We start from the raw sequence: 21087 nt of genomic DNA, 5'->3' as shown, positions 1-21087 counted from the left end.
TGCACCGGATCAAGTGGGGGCGATTATACATACAGGGGTGAATGTATAGTCGCCCACACCTTGGATCCGCATTTTGACGGTGGAGGCGCTGCAAGAATCCCGCCATCCACATTGTTTGAAGGTTGTCCTCCTGCTAACTGCGGCCATGCAACTGCGCAGCGTGGTGCAGCAGGTGGTCCTCGATGAACGTTGAGATGAAGTAGTAGCCGTGGTCGTAGCCGGGGTGGCGGCGCAACTGCAATGGCTGCCCGGCGGTGGCACATGCGGCGGCAAAGTCATCCGGATACAGCTGCTCGGCGAGGAATGTGTCGGCTTCGCCCTGATCGATCAGGATGCCGCCGGGAAACGGGCACTGCGCCTGGTGCATCAGCAGCGTGGCATCGTGCGCGGCCCATGCGGCGCGGTCGTCGCCGAGGTATCCCGTGAACGCCTTGATGCCCCACGGGCACATGGATGGATGCGCAATGGGCGCGAACGCCGACACCGAGGCAAAGCGCTCCCGGTGGCGCAGTGCCAGCGTCAGCGCACCGTGCCCGCCCATCGAGTGCCCGAAGATGCCGATGCGCCCATGGGCGACCGGAAAGGCGATCCGCGCGATGTGGTGCAGCTCCTCGGTGATGTAGCTCTCCATCCGGTAGCGCTCGCGCCAGGGTGCCAGCGTTGCGTCCAGATAGAAGCCGGCGCCGACGCCGAAATCCCAGTGGTCGGTTTCGCCAGGGACGTTGGCGCCGCGTGGGCTGGTGTCGGGCGCGATCAGGATGAGGCCTTCGCGTGCGGCCACGCGTTGTGCGCCGGCCTTGATGGCGAAGGTCTCTTCCGTGCAGGTCAGGCCTGCCAGGTAGAACAGCGCGGGGCAGCGGGTGCCCGCCAGCGCCTGCGGCGGCAGGTAGACCGAAAAGCGCATCGGTAGGCCGATCGCTGACGAGTCATGCCGATAGAAACGCTGCACGCCGCCAAAACAGGCGTGCTCCGAGATCAGCTCAAGTGCGGGCACCGGGATGGTCATCGCGTGGTTCCTCGATCCTCAGTACAGCACGACCGAGCGGATCGACTCACCGCGCTTCATCAGATCAAAGCCCTCGTTGATGCGTTCGAGCGGCAGCGTGTGCGTGATGAGGTCGTCGATGTTGAGCTTGCCCTCCATGTACCAGTCGACGATCTTCGGCACGTCGGTGCGCCCGCGTGCGCCGCCGAAGGCCGAGCCTTTCCACTCACGCCCGGTCACGAGCTGGAACGGGCGCGTGCTGATCTCCGCCCCGGCCTCGGCCACGCCGATGATGATCGACTGGCCCCAGCCCTTGTGGCAGCACTCCAGCGCCTGGCGCATGACTTTCGTGTTGCCGATGCATTCGAACGAGTAATCCGCGCCGCCATCCGTGAGCTGGATGATGTGGTCCACCACGTTGTCCACGTCGTTCGGGTTGATGAAGTGCGTCATGCCGAATTTGCGCGCCATGGCTTCACGCGCGGGGTTCAGGTCGACGCCGATGATCTTGTCGGCGCCCACCATCTTGGCGCCCTGGATCACGTTCAGTCCGATGCCGCCCAGACCGAACACGACCACGTTTGCGCCGGCTTCCACCTTGGCCGTGTAGACCACCGCGCCCACGCCCGTGGTGACGCCGCAGCCGATGTAGCAGACCTTGTCGAACGGTGCATCGGGGCGGATCTTTGCCAGCGCAATCTCCGGCACCACGATGTGATTGGCAAACGTGGACGTGCCCATATAGTGGAACAGCGGCTTGCCGTCGATCGAGAAGCGCGAGGTGCCATCAGGCATCAGGCCCTTGCCCTGTGTGGCACGGATCGCCTGGCACAGGTTGGTCTTGCGCGAGAGGCAGAACTTGCACTGGCGGCATTCCGGCGTGTAGAGCGGGATCACGTGGTCGCCCGCCTTGAGCGAAGTGACGCCTGCGCCCACTTCCAGCACGACGCCCGCGCCTTCATGGCCGAGGATGGCCGGGAAGATGCCTTCCGGATCGGCGCCCGAGAGCGTGTAGTAGTCGGTATGGCAGATGCCGGTGGCCTTGATCTCGACCAGCACCTCGCCGGCGCGCGGGCCTTGCAGGTCAACTTCTTCCACGGTGAGCGGAGCACCGGCTTTCCAGGCGATGGCGGCTTTGGTCTTCATGTGTACTCCTTTTGGTAAGTGGGGGAGCCGTTTGGCCGTCGGCGTCATACGAGACGGGCGATTGTAGAGTGTTGCCTGCCACGGCAATGTGTCGCGTGCGTAACAGGCATCAGATCAGGCTTCAGATTTCCTTACGACGGCCGTTTCTTGAGCGACGGCACAGCTGACAGGGCGATGTGCTGCTTGTCTTACATGGCGGAACCGCCGCCATGGGCTTCGTAGGAAACCATACCGTGCTTGCTTCCATTCGTACCCGCATTTTGCTGACCTGCGTTGCCATTGTGGTCGGCGCACTGACTTTCGCTGGTGGCCTCAACTACCTCGTTACGCGTTCATACAACGAAGAATCGACCCGCTTGAGCCTGCAGGCCATTGTGCGTGGCCGTACCTCCACCATTGATGAGTGGGTTGCCATCAAGACGCAGATGGTGGCGTCGTTGCAAGATGTTGCCCTCACCGCTGACCCGGTGCCTGTGTTCAAGGCTGTGCATCAGGCTGGCGGCTTCATCAACATCTATGTCGGTTACCCCGACAAGTCGTACAAGTTTTCGAACCCGGAAGGGATCCCCAGTACTTACGACCCGACCGCGCGCCCCTGGTACAAGCAGGCTGTGGACGCCGGCAAGCCGGTAGTGACGCCGCCGTACGTCAGCGCCAGCACGGGCCAGCTCGTGGTGACCTTTGCGGTGCCCATCCTGCAGGGCGGCGCCCTCAAAGGTGTGATCGGCGGTGACGTGGCGATGGACAGCGTGATCGCCAACGTCAAGGCCATTCATCCGACGCCGGCCAGCTACGGCTTCCTCGTCAACGCAGCCGGCAAGATCGTCGCACATGCAGATGACAAGCTGACACTCAAGCCTGCGACCGATCTGTCTGCGGCGCTGAGCGACAGCGCGCTGACGGCATTGACCCAAACCGACAAGCTGACGGAAGTCACCATCAACGGCGTTCCCAAACTGCTCTGGCGCCAGGGCGTGAAGGGCACCGACTGGGGCCTCATTGTTGCGCTGGACAAGTCTGACGCGACGGCGGGCATGCGCTCGCTGGTGATGACCTCGGCTGGCGCGCTGGTGGGCGTGGCCATCGTGGCCGCGCTGATCGTGGGTGCGATGACCGCGCGCGCATTCCGCCGCCTGTCGTTGATTCGCGATGCGATGGACGACATCGGCTCGGGCAGCGGTGACCTCACCAAGCGCCTGCCTGCGGACGGCGAAGACGAAGTCGCGCAGATCGCGCGCTCGTTCAACACCTTTGCCGACAAGCTCACGGCGGTGATGCAGCAGATCCGCCTGGGCAGTGATTCGGTGCGCTCCGCCGCGCAGGAGATTGCCGCCGGCAATGCAGACCTGTCGCAACGCACGGAAGAACAGGCCAGCTCGCTGGAAGAAACTGCCTCGAGCATGGAAGAGCTCACGAGCATCGTGAAGCAGAACGCCGACAACGCGCGTCAGGCGAGCCAGCTTGCGGTCACTGCATCGGATGTGGCCACGCGTGGTGGCGACGTGGTGGGCCAGGTCGTGCAGACCATGGGCGGCATCAACGAGAGCAGCAAGAAGATTGCCGACATCATCGGCGTGATCGAAAGCATCGCGTTCCAGACCAACATCCTGGCGCTGAACGCTGCGGTGGAAGCCGCCCGCGCAGGCGAGCAAGGCCGCGGTTTTGCCGTGGTGGCCAGCGAAGTGCGCAGCCTCGCGCAGCGTTCAGCCGGTGCAGCCAAGGAAATCAAGGCGTTGATCAGCGACTCGGTGGATCGCGTTTCCAACGGTACGGCGCTGGTCGACCAGGCGGGCGTGACCATGGCTGAGATCGTCGATGCGGTGAAGCGCGTGACTGACATCATGGGCGAGATTTCTGCAGCGTCGGAAGAGCAGAGCAGCGGCATCGAGCAGGTCAACCAGGCCGTCAACCAGATGGACCAGGTGACCCAGCAGAACGCCGCGCTGGTGGAGCAGGCCGCCGCCGCTGCGGAATCGCTCGAGGAACAGGCCCACAACCTCAACGAGGCCGTGGGGCAGTTCCGTCTGTCGCACTGAGCCTGATTCAGGCGCCCGGGGCGGCTGCACTGGCCGCCGCCTTGGCTGCGTCTTGTTCTGCCGCCAGCGCCAGATCGGCCGCCTGCGCACGTTGTATGGCCGGGCGCGCCATGATGCGGTCAATGTAGGCGCGTACCAGCGGTGTTTCCGGCATCAGCTTGAACATCGTGATCCAACCCAGTGCCGCTCCCCACAGTACGTCTGCCGCTGTAAAGCGTTCGCCAAGCAGGTAAGGACCCTTGGCGAGTTGCGCGTTGATCGTGTTGATCACCGTGTCGAAGTCGCCATACGGCGACTGCGAATAGGCGGCCGGCTCGCGCTTCATCGAGCGGTCCACCACGGCGGGCTCAAAGCACGCGCCGTAGAACGCCATCCAGCGCAGATACGCACCGCGCAGCGGGTCCCCCACCGCCGGTGACAGACCCGCCTCCGGATACAGCTCCGCCGCATATAGGTAGATGGCAACCTGCTCGGTCACCACCTCATCACCGCGGCACAGCGTCGGCACTTTGCCCAGTGGGTTGAGGGCAAGGAAGGCCGGCGTCTTGTGTTCGCCTGTGCTCAGGTCGAAGGGGCGCAGTTCATAGTCGGCGCCCAGTTCTTCGAGCAGCATGCGCACGCCCCGCGAGCGGCTGCGCGGCGAGTGATACAGGATCAGGTGGCGGTCTCGCGACATCGTGGTCTCCGGTGTGTGGTGGATGCTGCGGTGGCAGTGGGCATCAGAGACTGCCACTGTAGGCTGACGATCCGTCCCCGTCTTGGAAAAATCCGCTGTGGCGGTGCATCATCGCGGCATCGCTTCTGATGGCACTTCCATGACCGACCTGCGTGACGTTGTCGACAGCCCCAAGGGCGTGGTCGACCCGCTAGCCTTTCGTCAGCGTGTTCGCCTGAACCGCTACCAGCCGAGTGCCGCGCTGGCCGGCGTGCTCGATCACCACTGGATTGTCGAATGGGATTTGCGTGGCCAGCCGCCGTTCACGCAGCGCACGCTGCCGTATCCGTGTGTGAACGTGGTGTTCGACCAGCGGCAGACGGGCATCTTTGGCGTGGTGTCAGGCGCCTTTGAGACCACGCTGGCCGAGGCGGGTCGCGTGATCGGCCTGCGGTTTCGGCCCGGTGCCTTTCGTGCGTTTTTCGGCAAGCCCGTGCACCTGCTGACCGACAAGGTGCTGCCGGTGTCCACGCTGCTTGGTTGCGACGATGCGCAGGCCGAAGCGTTCGTGCTCAGCGCGCGGGATGACGCGGGCATGGTGGCTGCCGCAGAAACGCTGCTGTTGCGCGTCTTGCCGCAACCCGATCCGCAGGTCGAGCGCATTCACACCATCCTGCAGATCCTGCAGCAAGACGCGGGTTTGACCCAGGTGTGTGATCTTGCCGAACGCGTGGCCCTGAGTGAGCGCACGCTGCAGCAAGTGTTTTCAGAGTACGTGGGGGTGACGCCCAAGTGGGTGATTCGCCGTTACCGCCTGCATGAAGCGGCCGATCAACTTGCCAACGGCGCGGCCGTCGATCTGGCCGAACTTGCGCACGCGCTTGGCTATTTCGACCAGGCGCACTTCACGCGCGATTTCCGTCGTCTTGTTGGCAAGGCACCGGCAGAGTATCGGCGTACCAATCAGCCCTGACGCGCCATGCGCCTCAGTCGGCCGCTGCGGATAAGTCGTGTGCGGGCGACGGCGGATCGCTCTTCATACGGTTGCGCCCGGCCAGCTTGGCCTCATACAGCAGACGGTCTGCGCGCTTGAGCAGCGATTCCAGCGTCGGGTGGTCCGCTGCCTTTGCCACGGCCACGCCAAAGCTGGCCGTCATGCGGCAAGGCACGTCGGTGCCAGTCGGCACGGCCACCTCGGCAATGCGTTTGCGCAGGCGCTCGGCTACGCTGCGTGCCTGGTCCAGGCTGTCCGCCCACGCCATCACCGCGAATTCTTCGCCGCCAATGCGCGCCACCAGGTCGGCCGCGGGGCCATCGGTGCGGCACAAGCGCGCGACGGTGCGCAGTGCCTCGTCACCGATGGCGTGGCCGTAGGTGTCGTTGATGCGCTTGAAGTGGTCGATGTCAAACATCACCAGGGCGATGAAGGGCGCCTTGGGTTCGGGCGCCTTGCAGATCGCAATCGACTGATCTTCAAAGGCGCGGCGGTTGAGCAGTTGGGTGAGCGGATCGGTCTCGGCCATGCGTGCGAGTTCCTGCATCAGGTGCGCACGCTCCAGTTCAAGCCGGCGCCGCTCGATGCTGTTGATGCGCAGCACGCGGATCGCCTCGAACATGGCGCGGATCTCGCGCCGCGTGAAGCTGGTCGGAATATGCAGGCTCAGGTTGCCGCCCGCGATGGCATCGATCAGGCGCGTGGCGTTGACGAACGGGCGCACCACGTCACGGCGGAACGAGACGATCATCCACGCCAGCGCCCCCAGCGCCGACAGTACAGCCGCCGCCGAGCCCAGCAGCACCCACAGCATGGCGCGCCGGTGCGCGCGGATGTCGTCTTCGGCCAGGCGCAGCACGCTGTCGCGGAAATCGGTGATGGCGTGCATCGTCGGCACGTAGCGCTCGGCGAACTGGCCAGTGGTGACGTCCGCCCCGCCTGGCTGGTCGGTGGCGGCGCGCACGGCTTCGAGATAGCGCAGGCCGTCGCCAAAGTACTGTGCGTTCAGCGTGTCCATAGCGTGCTGGCCGAGCGCTGACCCGCGCACGAGGCGTGTCTCAATCATGACGCGCAGCTGATCGATGCGCCCATGCGTGCGCGCGATGGCGAGCTGTTCGTCCAGCGTCAGCTTGCGGTGCATGGCCAGTGCGCTGGTGAAGCGCGAGCCGAGCTGGCCGGCGTATTCGCGCAGGTCGGCCGCCAGTCGGGCCAGTGTCAGGCAGTTGAGCACGTCGGGGTCGCCGCGCGTGATGTTGGCCGTGCGTGCGTTGATGATCGGCATGAATTCGGGAATTACCCCGATCATGCGGTCCACCGCATCCGCCAGCGCGCCGCTGGTGCGCGACGCTAGGGGCAGGGCGACGAGGTTGTCGACGTTCTGGCGCGCGCGGGACAGGTCGGCCTGTGCCTGGCGCGCGGCATCGGCGTCGGCAACGCAGCCGGGGCAGTGATCAGGTTGCAGTGCGTTGAGCAGCGTGGCGATGTGCTCATCGCTGGTGGCGCGCATGCGTTGCAGGGCGGCCGTACGCTCTGCTGGCAGTGGCAAGTCCTCGCCCAGCACCGCGTTGGTCGGGCCACGCTCGGCGGAGACTTTCTCCATCGTCAACAGCACGGCGCGCAGTGCCTGGAAGCTGCGAGCGGCGTCATCTGCCCGGCCATAGGCGAGCCATGCGTAGCCGAGCAGCCAGCATGACAGCGTGAGCACCGGGATCAGGACGATGGCGACACTGGCGCCGAAGCGCCTGTCCATCGACGTTTCTGAGGACATGAGCGGGAGCGGTGGCGTCTTGGCGGGCGACTCGGCGAGGGAGGGCGCAGCGGATGTGCGCGGTGCTTACCCAGCCTAACGGCAAGACGGAGGGCATCTTTACGTCGTCATTGAACGCTCACGCTGCTGTCAGACTGCAAACAAATGAAAAGGGATTCTTGCGGATCCTTTAAGGCGGGCCAGGCCCGTTCTGGGCGGCGAGGTACCTTTGTTACGGCAGATATTGTTTCGTTCGCCGACAACGCAGATCTGCGTCAAGCCATCAATGACACCTTGAGTCTTGCGCCTCGGCAGACCATCCGGTTGTGCTTGCGCGAACCTGCCACGGCAACGCCAAATGGTTTCCATGCGGGGATGGAGCGCGAGACCGGATCACCCAGCGCACCCCGCCCTTGCTCGACCAACGTCACGAACGCCACGCTCGTGATCGGGACAGGCAGCTCAGGTAGCCGTGGAGGGCACGGCGGCCAGCGGCGATGCTTCTGCGCTGGCACGCCACCAGGCCGGTGTGGGGGCTGGCTGCACCATGTCGAGTTGTGCACCGATGGTTGGCGTCAGTACTTCCACCGCGTGGGCACGCGCCGCCGCGGCAATGCGTTCGAACGGCTCCTGCCAGGCGTGGAACGCCAGATCAAACGTGCCATTGTGGATCGGCACGAGCCGACGCCCGCGCAAATCCAGATGCGCCTGAACGGTCTGCTCCGGCAGCATGTGTACATAGGCCCAGCGCGGGTCGTAGGCACCGGTTTCCATCAGGGTCAGGTCGAATGGCCCGAAGCGCTCGCCGATGGTCTTGAAGCCCGGGAAGTAGCCGGTGTCGCCGCTGAAGAAGACCCGCAGGTCGTCATCGATCATGACCCACGACGCCCACAACGTGCGATTGCCATCAAACGGCGTGCGGCCCGAAAAGTGTTGTGCGGGTGTAGCGGTGAATTGCAGGCCGCCCACGGTGGTCGACTCCCACCAGTTGAGCTGCCGCACCTTGTCGGCGGCGATGCCCCAATCGATCAGCCGGTCACCCACGCCCAGCGGTGTGAGGAAGTGCTTCACTTTGGGCGCGAGCGTGCGGACGGTTTCGTGGTCCAGATGGTCGTAGTGATCATGCGAGAGGATGACCGCCTCGATCTCCGGCAGGTCCGCCAGCGTGATCGGGGGCGCGTGAAACCGCTTGGGGCCGAGCCACTGCACCGGCGAGGCGCGCTCTGCAAAGACCGGATCGGTCAGCCAGAAAACACCGCGCAGCTTGAGCAGCACGGTCGAGTGGCCGAGGCGAAACAGTGAGCGATCGGGCGCTGCGAGCAGTGCTTCACGCGTCAACGCTTGGGTCGGCACCGGCTGCTCCGGCACGGTACCCGCGGGCTTGTTGAAAAAAGCCCACATCAGGCGCAGCCCTGCCCAGAAACCTGTTTTGGTTCTGGGTCGGCTGATCAGGTTATGAAACTTGTTGTCCGCGCTGGGCGTTGCCGATGTAGCGGGGGCGGCAGCAGGCGAGGACGACGTGGCGGGACGCAGCGACATGTGGAGAACTCCAACAGCAAGGGGCAAGCGGATCAGGCAAAGCCTCAAGCCCTGACTGACGCGTCCTCCAGGCAAGTGTGCCTTGCGCCGCCGGATGGGAGGATATAACATGAGGCGGCCTCCGTTTGTCAAGTGAGACCCGATTCAGTGGCCGAGAAGATCACAAGCCGAAAACCCCGCGCCGATGCCGAACGCAACCGCCAACGCCTGCTGGACGTGGCAAAGGCGGCGTTTGCGCAGAAGGGCGTTTCCGCCAGCCTTGAAGACATTGCGCGTGAGGCGGGCCTGGGCATCGGCACGCTGTACCGGCACTTTCCGACACGCGAGGCGCTTATCGACGAGATCTACCGGGATGAGGGCAACCGGCTCGTTGAGGCGGCACAACAGCTGTCCGCACAACTCGCGCCGTTGGACGCCATTCAGGCATGGCTGCTCCTGTTCATCGGTTATCTGTCCAACAAGCAGATTCACGCCGACGTACTCAACTGCATGGTCAGCGGCGAGGATGGCGAGGGTGCCGACAGGCTGTGCACCTTGTCTGCCGACGCGATCATCGGGGCACTGACCTTGCTGATGCAGCGTGCAAGAGAGGCCGGCGAGATCCATCATCCGATCGAGCCGCTTGAACTGCTGTGTGCGATTGCCGGTGTGGCCACGTTCGGCGTCGACACCGATTGGGAAGCCGGTGCAAAGCGCCTGGTTGGGCTGATGGTCTCCGGGTTGCGCAACCCGATGCCTGTCTAACGCCACCTTTGCGTGCGCTGGCGGCTGCGCGCGCAACCGCTATGACAACAGCACCGTCGCGGGCATACTCCGGTTCAACTCACGTGGCTCTGGCCTTGCCCGGAGCCTTCAGACTTCACCTGCACGCGAAGGCGCACCATGGATAGCGGACACGACCGCCAGTATTTTTTCTACCTTCTGCTGTTCGCCGTCACCGTCGGGCTTTGCTGGATACTCTCGCCGTTCTTCGGGGCGGTGTTCTGGGGCGTGATTCTGGCGATTCTGTTTCAGCCCGTGCAGCGCTGGCTGGTCGCCCGGTTCAACAAGCGGCGCAATCTGGCCGCGCTCGTCACGCTCACCCTGATCATCCTGATCGTGATTCTTCCGCTCTTGTTCGTGGCGATCACGCTCGTGCAGGAAGTGGCCTACGTCTATCAGGAAATCAAGAACGCGCAGCCCAACTATTCGCAGTACTTTCAGGACGCCATCCATGTGCTACCGGCGTCGATCCAGCAGTTGCTCGCCAAGTACGGTCTGGCCAATCTGCCCGGCATCCAGCGCAAGCTCAGTGACGGTGCCGCACAGATCAGCCAGTTTGCGGCCACCCAGGCGCTCAGCATCGGTCAGAACACGTTTCAGTTCGTCGTCAGTTTTGGCGTGATGCTTTACATGGTGTTCTTCCTGCTGCGCGATGGCGGTGAGATCGGCCGTCGCGTGCGCCGCGCACTGCCGCTCGACGAGGAGCACAAGAACCTGCTGCTGGCCAAGTTCACGACGGTCGTGCGCGCCACCGTGAAAGGCAACATCGCAGTTGCGCTCGTGCAGGGTGCGCTCGGCGGATTGATCTTCTGGGTTCTGGGGATTCAGGGCGTGGTGCTGTGGGGTGCGCTGATGGCATTTCTGTCGCTGCTGCCTGCGATTGGTGCAAGCCTTGTCTGGGTGCCTGCCGCGCTGTATTTCCTGGCGACGGGCGAGCTGTGGAAATGCGCGATCCTCGTGGTGTTCTGCGTCGGCGTGATCGGGCTCGTGGACAACCTGCTGCGCCCGATCCTCGTCGGCAAGGACACAAAGATGCCCGACTGGGTCGTGCTGATCTCAACGCTTGGCGGGATGGCGCTGTTCGGCATCAATGGCTTTGTGATCGGGCCACTCGTCGCCGCGCTGTTCATGGCTAGCTGGGACATCATCGCGCGCGCCGGGCAGGCTGAATGACACAGACTGCGCCGTGATGGGCTTCACGCTCATGCCCACGGCGTTGCTGATTTCAGGCACAATTCGCCATCTTGTGGAGATGGCATTCCTCCCTTAACCGCCGGCAGCAACTGCTGGCTGATGATGCCTACAAGTTCCTGGGCAAGGAAGTTGTAGGCTCACGTCCACACGACATCCTGTCGTCCAGGTTTGCGTTCTTCGAATCTGGTCATCATGAAGAGAAAGATCACACGTTCCGAGCCACTGCTCATGCTGGCGTATCTACTGCGCTGGCTCTCGCTCGGGTCGCTCGTTGGCATGCTCGCCGGGCTCGGCTCTGCCGTGTTGCTGCTGGCGCTCGACTGGGCGACTGACACGCGCTTGGCACACCCGTGGCTGCTGTGGCTGCTGCCCCTGGCCGGCCTTGCCGTCGGCCTGCTGTATCACTACACAGGCCGTTCGGTGGAGGGCGGCAACAACCTGCTGATTGACGAGATTCACGACCCGAAGCGCGTGGTGCCCAAGCGCATGGCGCCACTGATCCTGCTCGGTACCGTTGTCACTCACCTCTTTGGCGGCTCGGCCGGGCGTGAGGGGACTGCTGTTCAGATGGGGGGGAGCTTTGCTGACTATCTGACGCGCTTGTTCAAGCTCGACCCGGGCGACCGCCGCATCCTGCTGATGGCCGGCATCAGCGCCGGTTTTGCTTCGGTGTTTGGCACGCCGCTGGCCGGTGCCGTGTTTGGCCTGGAGGTGCTCGCCATCGGGCGTTTGCGGTACGACGCGATTCTGCCGTGCTTTATCGCAGCCATCGTTGGCGATCTGGTGCCGCCACTGCTGGGGGTGCATCACACGCCGTATGCGATTCCGTTTGTTCCGCACCTCACGCCGGTTGCGATTGGCATGGTGGTGCTTGCCGGCATCGTCTTCGGCTTGGCAGGCAAGACGTTTGCAGCGCTGACGCATAAGCTCGGCCGCCTGCTGAAGCACCGTATTCCGTTTGGGCCGCTGCGCCCGGTGCTGGGCGGCTGCGTCGTCGTGGCTGGAGCCATGGCGCTGGGGACTGACAGGTACCTCGGGCTGGGTATTCCCGTCATCGTCGATGCCTTTCACAATCCGTTGCCGGCATACGATTTTGCAGGCAAGGCTGCCTTTACCATCGTGACGCTGGCTTCCGGCTTCAAGGGCGGTGAGGTGACGCCGCTGTTCTATATCGGTGCGACGCTGGGCAATGCGCTCGGTTATGTGTTGCCGCTGCCGTTCCCGCTGCTGGCGGGGTTGGGGTTTGTTGCGGTGTTTGCGGGCGCAGCCAATACGCCCATTGCATCGACCCTGATGGCGATGGAGCTCTTCGGCCCCGAGGTCGGCACGTTTGCCGGCATTGCCTGCGTGGTGAGCTACCTCTTCTCAGGTCACGCCGGCATCTATCACGCGCAGCGCATCGACCATGCGAAGCGCCCGTCCGAGCCGGAAGGGGCTGACCTGTCTGCCGCTCAGGCGATCGGGCAGGCGTCCGCAGACTCCACCGAGCGCCCGCAACGCTGATCTGCGGATCCGGCCGCGCGCGATCTCCATCCTCAATCGTCTTCGACGAGTTGCATCACAGTGGCTCTGGCTGAATTGAGATGCGCGATGGTCATCGAGCGCGCGCCGCGAGCGTTGCGCTCCCGGCAGGCCTGGAGGATGGCATCGTGCTCTAGCTGGAACGACGGTGTGTCTGCAAGCAGCGTGTTCTGCAGCCGCTCATAGCGTTCAACCTGGCCGCGCAATTCTGCAATGGCCTTGAGCTGGCGTGCGTTGCCACAGCACGCATACAGCAGCGCATGGAATTCGCGGTTGAGCTCGCCTTGTCTTGTCGTTGAACTCGCGTCGTCCAACAGCCGATGGACAAGCTCCGCGCGTGCCAGCGTTTCGTCATCGAGCTGCTTCACGCTTTGGTAGATCGCATCCCCTTCGAGCAGGGCGCGCAGGTCATAGATTTCCTTCACGTCTGCCGCGGTCAGCATGCGTACGACGGCACCGCGGTTTCTGAAGGTCTCCAGCAGTCCCTCACGCTCCAGTTGCTGAATGGCTTCACGCATGGGAATGCGGCTGACCCCAAAGCGGTCGGCCAAATCCCGTTCGACCAGCCGCTCGCCGCCGGTCAGCTCGCCGTTGACGATCATTTCCCGCAACGAAGCGGCCACTGCGTCTGCGGTGGAATCCAATTTTGCTTCCATCGTGTTCATCCGTTCATTTGGAATAATGGTATACCAAACGAAGAATCTCATGCCAGAATGCGCCCGCAGGTCAGTGAGGCGAGTGAGACCCAGCGCGGCTGGTCCGACGCCACCGTTCAACGTTTCGAAATCGATAGAGGGCACCATGGCATACGGCGAGCACAACTACCGCGTTGCAGTGCAGTGGATCGGCAACAGGGGCACGGGCACATCGGGGTACCGCGCATACGGCCGCGATCACGTGATCCGCGCGGGCACCAAGCCGGAGATCTCCGGCTCGTCCGATGCGGCGTTTCTTGGGGATGCGGCGCGCTGGAGTCCGGAGGATCTGCTGCTGGCTTCGGTGTCGGCGTGCCACAAGCTTTGGTATCTGCATCTGTGTGCCGACGCCGGCATCTGCGTGCTCGACTATGTCGACAACGCGGAAGGGACGATGGTGGATCGCCCCGATGGCGGACGGTTCACCAGCGTTGTCTTGCGCCCCCGGGTGGTTATTCGTGATGGCGATGACCATACGCTGGCCGCCGAACTGCACCACAAAGCGCATGCGCAATGCTACGTGGCGAACTCCGTGAATTTCCCCGTCCGCTGCGAGCCGACCATCGAGTTTTCCGGTGCCTAAGGTGTTGGCGCGATGGGCGCGACATGGGCGGGCCGCTGCTGGATAGGCCGGCCACCACTATCTGAAATTCGGATAGTCGATATTGGTGCTATGTATTTGCGTAATTTTGGTCTCATTCCTAGGATTCACGACACATCCGCTATGCGCACAGCTGTTCATAATTAGAACAAATGGTGCGTGAGATGGGTGGACGGCGATGCGTTGATTGGCGGCTATTCCTCCCCGATCCACTGTCCGTTCTGCGGCTTCGCCTTCAGACGATGTGCCTTTGTCCACACAGCCCCAAGGAGTGTCACCATGAAAGTCCTCTCTTACGCAATCCGCACCGCTGTCGTCGCTTTCTCTGCAGTGGCGCTTAGCTCGAACGCAACGGCCGCCGCGCCCGTCAAGAACATCGTGCTGGTGCACGGCTACTTTGCCGATGGCTCGGGCTGGCAGGCCGTTGCCAAGATTCTCATGCGCGATGGCTATAAGGTCTCCGTCGTGCAGCAACCAGAGACGTCATTCGATGAAGACGTGAAAGCCACCACCCGCGTGGTTGAGGCGCAGGACGGCCCCAGCATCCTGGTTGGCCACAGCTACGGTGGTGCTGTCATCACGGAGGCCGGCAACCACGAGAAGGTCGCGGGTCTTGTCTACGTAGCCGCGTTCCAGCCCGACACCGGCGAAAGCCCGCTCGACCTGACCAAGAAGATCCCGCCCGCCACCCAGGCCATCAAACCGACCCCCGATGGCTATCTGTACTTTGACCCGGTGTCCTTCCATGCCGATTTTGCTGCCGACGTGCCTGCCGCTGAAGCCAAGTTCATGGCGATCTCGCAGGTGACACCGGCTGCGCAGTCATTTGGCGTGCCGATCAAGCAGGCTGCCTGGAGGACGAAACCGAGCTGGGCCGTCGTCGCCACCGCAGATCGTGCGATCAATCCTGATCTGGAGCGCTTCATGACGTCACGCGCAGGCAGCAAGACGATCGAGATCAAGAACGCCAGCCACGTCGCTTACATCTCGCATCCGGCCGAAGTGGCGAAGCTTATCGAACAGGCCGCAGCGCAATCCATCAAGAACTGAAGCCACGCGAGGTTCCGCTTCAGGCTGGTGAGTGGGGCTGAAGCGGCGCGGACTGGCAGTGCGGTAGCGGTTGGATCGCTCAGCTGTTGATACGAGGCACCCGGATCACGGCTTGTTGAGGTCTCCCGCTGCAGTCGCGAGCGTATTCCCCAATCGCTGCTGCAGCACATCTCGGCGCAACAAGCCCGGCAGCGCTAGGGAAAACCATAGTGCCTGCCACACCGCTCATGAGGGGCCGAGTAAGAGTTCAGTCAGTTTCGCTATCCAGAATCGCCGCACTCATTCAAGAGCAATTCAGGAGACAGGCGATGCAGGATGGTTTGGTAGCAAAAATCGCGGCGCATCCGAAGTATGCGCAGCTCAAGCGCCGGCGCAATGCGCTCGGCCTCTTTCTGACAGTGGCGATGCTGGTTGTGTACTACGGCTACATCGCACTGATCGCATTCAATAAGCCGTTTCTCGCCAAGCCCGTGAGCGCGGGTGTGATGAGTGTCGGCGTGCCGGTCGGCATGGCGGTGATTGCTTTCACCGTCGTCATCACCGGCCTCTACGTGCGCCGCGCAAACAACGAATACGATCAACTGACGCAGGACATCCTGCAGGATGTCGCCAAATGAAGAAGACGCTTTCCATGATGCTGGTGGCGCTGCTGGCCGCCGGTGCCTGCGGTGTTGCCTTTGCAGCGGGCGGTGATGTTGGCGAGACGGCCAAGCAGGCAACCAACACCACGGCCATCGTGCTGTTTGCGCTGTTCGTGGCAGGCACGCTGTGGATCACCAAGTGGGCGGCCAAGCGCACGCGCTCGGCGGCAGATTTCTACAATGCCGGCGGCGGCATCACCGGTTTCCAGAACGGTCTGGCGATCTCGGGCGACTACATGTCGGCCGCGTCCTTCCTGGGCATTTCTGCGGCCGTGATGACCTCTGGTTACGACGGCCTCATCTATTCCATCGGTTTCCTGGTCGGCTGGCCGATCATCACGTTCCTGATGGCCGAGCGGCTGCGCAACCTTGGCAAGTTCACCTTTGCCGATGTGGCGGGCTACCGTTTTGAGCAAGGGCCGATCCGCAGCTTTGCCGCCGTCGGCACGCTGGTGGTGGTGGCTTTCTACCTGATCGCACAGATGGTCGGCGCGGGGCAGCTCATCAAGCTGCTGTTCGGGCTCGACTACTGGGTGGCGGTAGTGATCGTCGGTGCGCTGATGATGGTCTACGTGCTGTTTGGCGGCATGACCGCGACGACCTGGGTGCAGATCATCAAGGCGTGCATGCTGCTGGCCGGCGTGACGTTCATGGCGATCATGGTGCTGGCGCAGTACGGCTTCAGCCCCGAAGCGCTGTTCGCCAAGGCCGTCGAAGTGAAGACCGCCATTGCCACCAATGCCGGCAAGTCGTCGGACGATGCCACCAAGATCGGCCTGTCGGTGATGTCGCCGGGCGGCTTCATCAAGGACCCGATCTCGGCCATCTCGTTCGGCATGGCGCTGATGTTCGGCACTGCTGGGCTGCCGCACATCCTGATGCGTTTCTTCACGGTGCCGGATGCCAAGGAAGCACGCAAGTCGGTGTTCTGGGCGACCACCTGGATCGGCTACTTCTACGTCCTGATCTTCATCATCGGTTTCGGTGCGATCACGCTGGTGCTGACCAATCCGGAACTCTCTGATGTGGCCAAGGGTGTGATCAAGGGCGGTGCAGGCACGGCCAACATGGCTGCGGTGCTGGTTGCCAAGTCGATGGGCGGTGACGTGTTCTACGGCTTCATCTCTGCTGTGGCCTTTGCCACGATTCTTGCGGTGGTGGCAGGGCTCACGTTGTCGGGTGCCTCGGCGGTGTCGCATGACCTGTATGCCACGGTGTTCAAGCACGGCAAGGCCAACAGTGCGGATGAGCTGAAGGTGTCGCGCATCACCACGCTGGTGCTGGGTGTGATCGCCGTGCTGCTGGGCATCGCCTTCGAGAAGCAGAACATCGCGTTCATGGTGTCGCTGGCATTTGCGGTGGCGGCGTCGGCCAACTTTCCGGTGCTGTTCCTCTCGATGCTGTGGAAGGGCTGCACCACGCGTGGTGCGGTGATCGGCGGGTTCCTGGGGCTGATCTCGTCGGTAGGGCTGACGATCGTGTCGCCGTCGGTGTGGGAAGCCACGCTGGGGTATCCGAAGGGCTCTGCATGGTTCCCATACACCTCGCCGGCGCTGTTCTCGATGACGATCGGTTTTGTGGGCGTGTGGCTGTTCTCGGTGCTGGATACCAGCGCGCGTGCCAAGGTTGAGAAGGCGTCTTTCGATGCGCAGCAGGTGCGTTCGGAAACGGGCCTCGGTGCGGCGGGCGCTTCGGGTCACTGAGCGGCCGCGCGCCAAAACGGGAGGCGGGCGGTGCGCTGCCGCGTCGCCTGCCTTCCAGTGTTGTCCCCTCTCGCGATCTTCTACGCGTCGATCATAGGCGCTCGAAGCGCAGGCCTGCGTGGCGGGTCAGGCGCGCGATGAAGCGGTCATCGAACATGGTGGCCGGCGTCCAGAAGCCGCCGGGGCGCCCTGTCTTGATGCCGTCCTTGATATGGTCGAGCGCGAGGCTGGCGGCGGCCTGGCCCAGCATCTTGCCGGTGGAGCCGTAGCCCGGATCGCGATCCCCCGTGACTTTCACGCGCAAGGTCTTGCCGTCGTCGGTGCGCGCGAAGAAGCGGATGTCGTAGCGGCCAGCCAACTGGGCTGCGGGGCTGGGGCCTTCGCCGGGTTTGGGCAGCAGGAAGCGCTCCATCAGGCGTCGTGTGGGCTTGATGACAATACCCACCATGAACGCCCCCAGGCCGGCGACCATCGTCACAGCTCTCAGGCGGCCTTGCAGGCCGCTGCCGGTGATCACCGCTTCGTCATACGTGAACTGGTTGCCATAGGCGTTGCCGGACAACGCATTGGAGCGGTGCACCACGCGCTCGTTGATGGCCGCCATGACAAAGGGCGCGATCCACGCATCGAAATCGGTATCGAACGCCGCACCCCTTGTGGAGTGCTGGCGTGCCGTGAAGCCGTGGCCGTTGGGGCAGAGGGCATACGGGTTGGCCAGCGCCTTGCGCAAGGCGGGGTTGGCGGCGGCCTCCCGCACCACGTTGATCAGGCTGGCCACGGTGCCGCCCGATGCGCCGCCTTTGAGCGTCTTGACGCGCATCTTCACGTGAGTGGCCGGCACACCCCATTGCTGCATTGCCTGTTGCTGCAGGAAGTAGACGCCCATGTCCGACGGTACCGAGTCGAAGCCGCAGCAATGCACGATGCGTGCACCTGATTGCTGCGCGGTCGCCTCGTACTTCTCGATCATCCGTTTGATCCACTGGGTTTCCCCAGTGAGGTCGCAGTAATCGGTGCCGCTTTCGGCGCAAACCTTGACCAGCGGCTCGCCATACAGTGCGTAGGGGCCAACCGTGGACACCACCACCCGCGTCTGTGCACACAGCGCGCGCAACTGGGCTTCGTTGGCCGCATCCGCCACGATGACGGGCAGGGCGGCGCCGGCCGCACCCAGTGAGCGCTTGAGTTCGTTGAGCTTGGCTTCGGACCGACCCGCAATGGCCCAGCGCAGGGTCTCGGCCTGGCCCGAGAACTGCTCGGCCAAGTAGCGGGTCAGAATCTGGCCGACAAAGCTGGTGGCGCCAAACACGACGAGGTCATGTTGCGGGGTGGTCATGGGGTCTTCCTTTCCTGAGCGGATGAGTGGGCCTGCATGAACGCCTTTTCCTCATATGAGGGCATGCTCGAAAGCCTTCAGCGGCGTTGGCAGATTCAAAACCAGTTGCGCGTCTTTGACAACGTCCAACCGAAGAACGGTAGACGCTCCCAGTCCGTCTAGCAGCTGGCTCAGCGGGCCGCCGTTGCGCACCAGCTTGATGTCGCGCGGAAACAGGCGTTGGGCGAACGACAGCGTGTTGCTCTGCACCGTGCTCTGGTGCCATGCGCCGTCGACTTTGTTGATCATGGTCGTCGTTCCCATGCGGGACTGGGGTACGACATTACGCAGGGCGGGAAGCGGCGCATGCAAGGTCAGATCCGGCTTACCGCCGGGCGCGGCAATGCTGGCACTCACGGCGGTCTCGATGTGCATGTCGATGTCAGCGCGCCACTTGGGCAACTGATAGCCATGTACGCCGCGCACGCGCGCGATCTCCGTGGTGACGGGCAGGGCCAGCACGTGCGCGACGAAGCTGCGACGGCGCATGGAATCGAGCAGTTCCAGCGCATGTGACCCGCGTGCCCCAGGCCGACGGATCACCACAGCAACGGACACCTCGTCGTACGGGTCGTTGTCGCACACCGCATACGAGAAGAAGGTCAGTGCGACGAGCCCATGGCCCGGGAATGCCCGAAGCGGTTCGAGCGGCTCAGGCACGGTGGCCCGCAACCGCGCGAGCGGTGCAAGAAACAGCAGTTGAATGCTGCTGGAGCGGTAATAGAAGTTGGGCGCCCAGGTTGGGCCGACGCGCGAGGCGGCCAAGCGCTTGGGGATCCGGCGAAAGAAATCGATATTTCCTGCCGCAGGGTCCAGTGCCACTTCATCCAGATTCGGGTTCATCCGATAGCGGTCGTAGTAGCCGCCTCTCAACACTTCCACCTTGTGCGGCCCGAATTCGACCTGTGTAAACCGCGTATCCATGTGCGTTGACCTTTCCTCTGTGGGTTGACCGGCGAACACACTCTAAGATTGAACTTGGCTTGAAGGTCAAGGCGTTGGATTTCGTCGCAACGGTCGGCTTGACCTTCAAGTTGACTTCAACGTTAGTCTTCTGCCTACAACTAGGACAGCAACTTCTCAAAGGCGGACGAAATGCAGACGATATTGGGAGCGAACGGCCAGATCGCCATGGAACTGGCGCGAGAACTGCATCGCAACTACACGGGCGAAGTGCGGCTGGTGAGCCGCAACCCGCGCAAGGTGAACGACACCGATACCCTGGTGCCGGCCAACCTGCTCGATGCGAAGCAGACGACCGAGGCAGTGAAGGGTAGCAGCGTTGTCTATTTCACCGCCGGTCTGCCGCCGGACACGCAACTGTGGGAAGCGCAGTTTCCCGTCATGCTGAAGAACGCGCTGGATGCCAGCCGGGCGGCTGGTGCCAGGTTCGCCTATTTCGACAACACTTATATGTATCCGCAGGATGCCAGGCTGCAGACGGAGGCAACGCCGTTCGCGCCGGTAGGGCGCAAGGGGAGGGTGCGGGCGGCGATGGCGTCGATGGTGCTGGAAGAGATGGCACGCGCAGAGATCCCCGTGCTTATCGGCCGGGCGCCCGAGTTCTATGGCCCGGGTAAGACGCAGAGCTTCACCAACGCGCTCGTCATCGAAAATCTGGAGGCCGGCAAGAAGCCGCGCGTGCCGGTGCGCGACGACACCCGGCGAACACTCATCTGGACCCCCGACGCCAGCCGCGCGCTGGCGGCGCTGGGCAACGCGTCCGATGCGTTCGGGCAGACCTGGCATCTGCCCTGCGACGACGATCGGCCGACGTACAGGCAGTTCGTCGCCATGGCCAGCGAGGTGTTTGGCCGGCAGCCGTCCTACACAGTCATCGGCAAATGGGTCATGACTGCCGCGGGCATCTTCTCCAAGCCCGTGCGGGAGATCCGTGAGTTGCTGCCCCGGTACGAGCAGGACAACCTGTTTGATTCCACCAAGTTCAAGCATCGCTTCCCCGAGTTCAAGGTGACGAGCTATCGGGAAGGGTTGGAGCTGATACGGCGCGAGTGGGCGGGAAGCCATGCCTGAACGACCGCAGTGGGTTGCGGATTCAACCGGTCAATGCAACGTATTGATGGAATCGTTCCGCTGGCGTATCGCAGTTTAGAGTCTTGCGCGGACGTTTGTTGAGCCGTCTGGCGACGGCATTGAGCTTAGCCTGCGAACTGAGTCCGTCGCTTTGAGTTGGTTCGCCTCTAGCATGGCGTGGTCTTCGTCTCCAACGACAGCGATATCCCAGCCCGGATGGTTCGATACGCTCGAAACGTCCCGCCGCCCGTCAGCTAAACTTGCGCGCCGCATCGCGCGCCAGGCCAGAACCGATCCCGCCGAACAGGTCACCTTCGACGCGCCGCGCCGACGGCAGCACTTGCGCCAGTTGCTCGCGCAGCAACGGCACCCCGCTGGAGCCGCCGGCGAAGAGAATGGTATCGACTGT

At 63.3% G+C, this 21087-nt stretch carries 19 protein-coding genes, 1 pseudogene and 1 riboswitch; of the genes and pseudogenes, 10 read left to right on the top strand and 10 right to left on the bottom strand.

Features of this window, described 5'->3' with window-relative positions:
• Positions 1-133: 133 nt before the first annotated feature.
• Together fghA and JHD73_RS15710 are read right to left on the bottom strand one after the other, a co-directional pair.
• Complete coding sequence (gene fghA / locus JHD73_RS15715) at positions 134-1006, bottom strand: S-formylglutathione hydrolase (RefSeq protein WP_199031200.1); 873 nt, start codon at positions 1004-1006, stop codon at positions 134-136.
• An 18-nt stretch (positions 1007-1024) separates the two neighbouring features.
• Positions 1025-2131, bottom strand: coding sequence for an S-(hydroxymethyl)glutathione dehydrogenase/class III alcohol dehydrogenase (locus JHD73_RS15710; RefSeq protein ID WP_199031199.1), 1107 nt, complete (start codon positions 2129-2131; stop codon positions 1025-1027).
• Positions 2132-2364: 233 nt separating this feature from the next.
• Between JHD73_RS15710 and JHD73_RS15705 the strand changes: the two genes are divergently transcribed.
• Complete coding sequence (locus JHD73_RS15705) at positions 2365-4167, top strand: methyl-accepting chemotaxis protein (protein WP_199031198.1); 1803 nt, start codon at positions 2365-2367, stop codon at positions 4165-4167.
• Between the two features lie 7 nt (positions 4168-4174).
• On the opposite strand, the gene JHD73_RS15700 is transcribed toward JHD73_RS15705, so the two are convergent.
• Positions 4175-4843, bottom strand: coding sequence for a glutathione S-transferase family protein (locus tag JHD73_RS15700; protein WP_199031197.1), 669 nt, complete (start codon positions 4841-4843; stop codon positions 4175-4177).
• Positions 4844-4982: 139 nt separating this feature from the next.
• Here JHD73_RS15700 and JHD73_RS15695 point away from each other — a divergent pair, with 139 nt between their 5' ends.
• Complete coding sequence (locus tag JHD73_RS15695; protein ID WP_199031196.1) at positions 4983-5795, top strand: DUF6597 domain-containing transcriptional factor; 813 nt, start codon at positions 4983-4985, stop codon at positions 5793-5795.
• Positions 5796-5808: 13 nt separating this feature from the next.
• Here JHD73_RS15695 and JHD73_RS15690 read toward each other — a convergent pair whose 3' ends face one another.
• The 3 genes from JHD73_RS15690 to JHD73_RS15680 form a co-directional block, all read right to left on the bottom strand.
• Complete coding sequence (locus tag JHD73_RS15690; RefSeq protein ID WP_199031195.1) at positions 5809-7566, bottom strand: GGDEF domain-containing protein; 1758 nt, start codon at positions 7564-7566, stop codon at positions 5809-5811.
• 272 nt (positions 7567-7838) lie between these two features.
• On the bottom strand, positions 7839-8003 hold the full coding sequence (locus tag JHD73_RS15685) for a hypothetical protein (RefSeq protein ID WP_199031194.1): 165 nt from the start codon (positions 8001-8003) through the stop codon (positions 7839-7841).
• Between the two features lie 22 nt (positions 8004-8025).
• On the bottom strand, positions 8026-9102 hold the full coding sequence (locus JHD73_RS15680; protein ID WP_199031193.1) for an MBL fold metallo-hydrolase: 1077 nt from the start codon (positions 9100-9102) through the stop codon (positions 8026-8028).
• A gap of 147 nt (positions 9103-9249) precedes the next feature.
• On the opposite strand from JHD73_RS15680, the gene JHD73_RS15675 reads away from it, so the two are divergent.
• The 3 genes from JHD73_RS15675 (at position 9250) to JHD73_RS15665 (ending at position 12561) form a co-directional block, all read left to right on the top strand.
• Positions 9250-9846, top strand: coding sequence for a TetR/AcrR family transcriptional regulator (locus JHD73_RS15675; RefSeq protein ID WP_199031192.1), 597 nt, complete (start codon positions 9250-9252; stop codon positions 9844-9846).
• Between the two features lie 138 nt (positions 9847-9984).
• Entirely contained in the window at positions 9985-11037 is a 1053-nt protein-coding gene (locus tag JHD73_RS15670; RefSeq protein WP_199031191.1) for an AI-2E family transporter, read from the top strand.
• A gap of 66 nt (positions 11038-11103) precedes the next feature.
• Positions 11104-11174, top strand: a riboswitch (Fluoride riboswitch).
• 76 nt (positions 11175-11250) lie between these two features.
• Positions 11251-12561 carry a voltage-gated chloride channel family protein gene (locus JHD73_RS15665; protein WP_199031190.1) on the top strand — a complete coding sequence of 437 codons (1311 nt, stop codon included), beginning with the start codon at positions 11251-11253 and terminating at the stop codon, positions 12559-12561.
• Between the two features lie 32 nt (positions 12562-12593).
• Here JHD73_RS15665 and JHD73_RS15660 read toward each other — a convergent pair whose 3' ends face one another.
• Entirely contained in the window at positions 12594-13382 is a 789-nt protein-coding gene (locus JHD73_RS15660) for a GntR family transcriptional regulator (RefSeq protein ID WP_233176999.1), read from the bottom strand.
• Here JHD73_RS15660 and JHD73_RS15655 point away from each other — a divergent pair.
• The 4 genes from JHD73_RS15655 to JHD73_RS15640 all read left to right on the top strand — a co-directional run bounded on the left by JHD73_RS15655 (position 13381) and on the right by JHD73_RS15640 (position 17269).
• Positions 13381-13857, top strand: coding sequence for an OsmC family protein (locus JHD73_RS15655; RefSeq protein WP_199031189.1), 477 nt, complete (start codon positions 13381-13383; stop codon positions 13855-13857). The two genes, JHD73_RS15660 and JHD73_RS15655, sit on opposite strands and share 2 nt — an antisense overlap.
• A 297-nt stretch (positions 13858-14154) precedes the next feature.
• Positions 14155-14925 (top strand): alpha/beta hydrolase, encoded by a 771-nt coding sequence (locus tag JHD73_RS15650; protein ID WP_199031188.1) that lies wholly within the window; start codon positions 14155-14157, stop codon positions 14923-14925.
• Between the two features lie 308 nt (positions 14926-15233).
• On the top strand, positions 15234-15542 hold the full coding sequence (locus JHD73_RS15645; protein ID WP_048934153.1) for a DUF485 domain-containing protein: 309 nt from the start codon (positions 15234-15236) through the stop codon (positions 15540-15542).
• On the top strand, positions 15539-17269 hold the full coding sequence (locus JHD73_RS15640; protein ID WP_199031187.1) for a cation acetate symporter: 1731 nt from the start codon (positions 15539-15541) through the stop codon (positions 17267-17269). The genes JHD73_RS15645 and JHD73_RS15640 overlap by 4 nt, the downstream gene beginning before the upstream one ends.
• A 91-nt stretch (positions 17270-17360) precedes the next feature.
• Here the strand turns inward: JHD73_RS15640 and JHD73_RS15635 are convergent, their stop codons facing one another.
• On the bottom strand, positions 17361-18605 hold the full coding sequence (locus JHD73_RS15635) for a trans-acting enoyl reductase family protein (protein WP_199031186.1): 1245 nt from the start codon (positions 18603-18605) through the stop codon (positions 17361-17363).
• Between the two features lie 51 nt (positions 18606-18656).
• Positions 18657-19568: an acetoacetate decarboxylase family protein gene (locus tag JHD73_RS15630; RefSeq protein ID WP_199031185.1), complete on the bottom strand. Its 912-nt coding sequence runs from the start codon at positions 19566-19568 to the stop codon at positions 18657-18659.
• Positions 19569-19739: 171 nt separating this feature from the next.
• On the opposite strand from JHD73_RS15630, the gene JHD73_RS15625 reads away from it, so the two are divergent.
• Positions 19740-20678 (top strand): SDR family oxidoreductase, encoded by a 939-nt coding sequence (locus JHD73_RS15625; RefSeq protein ID WP_199031184.1) that lies wholly within the window; start codon positions 19740-19742, stop codon positions 20676-20678.
• Positions 20679-20928: 250 nt separating this feature from the next.
• Here JHD73_RS15625 and JHD73_RS15620 read toward each other — a convergent pair.
• Positions 20929-21087 (bottom strand): annotated as a pseudogene (locus tag JHD73_RS15620) (heat-shock protein); the annotation flags it as partial.

The organism is Ralstonia sp. ASV6 (assembly GCF_016429285.1).
GTDB lineage: Bacteria > Pseudomonadota > Gammaproteobacteria > Burkholderiales > Burkholderiaceae > Ralstonia > Ralstonia flaminis.
Note: the sequence above shows the minus strand (reverse complement) of the source record. Positions and strands in the feature narration are given on the sequence as shown.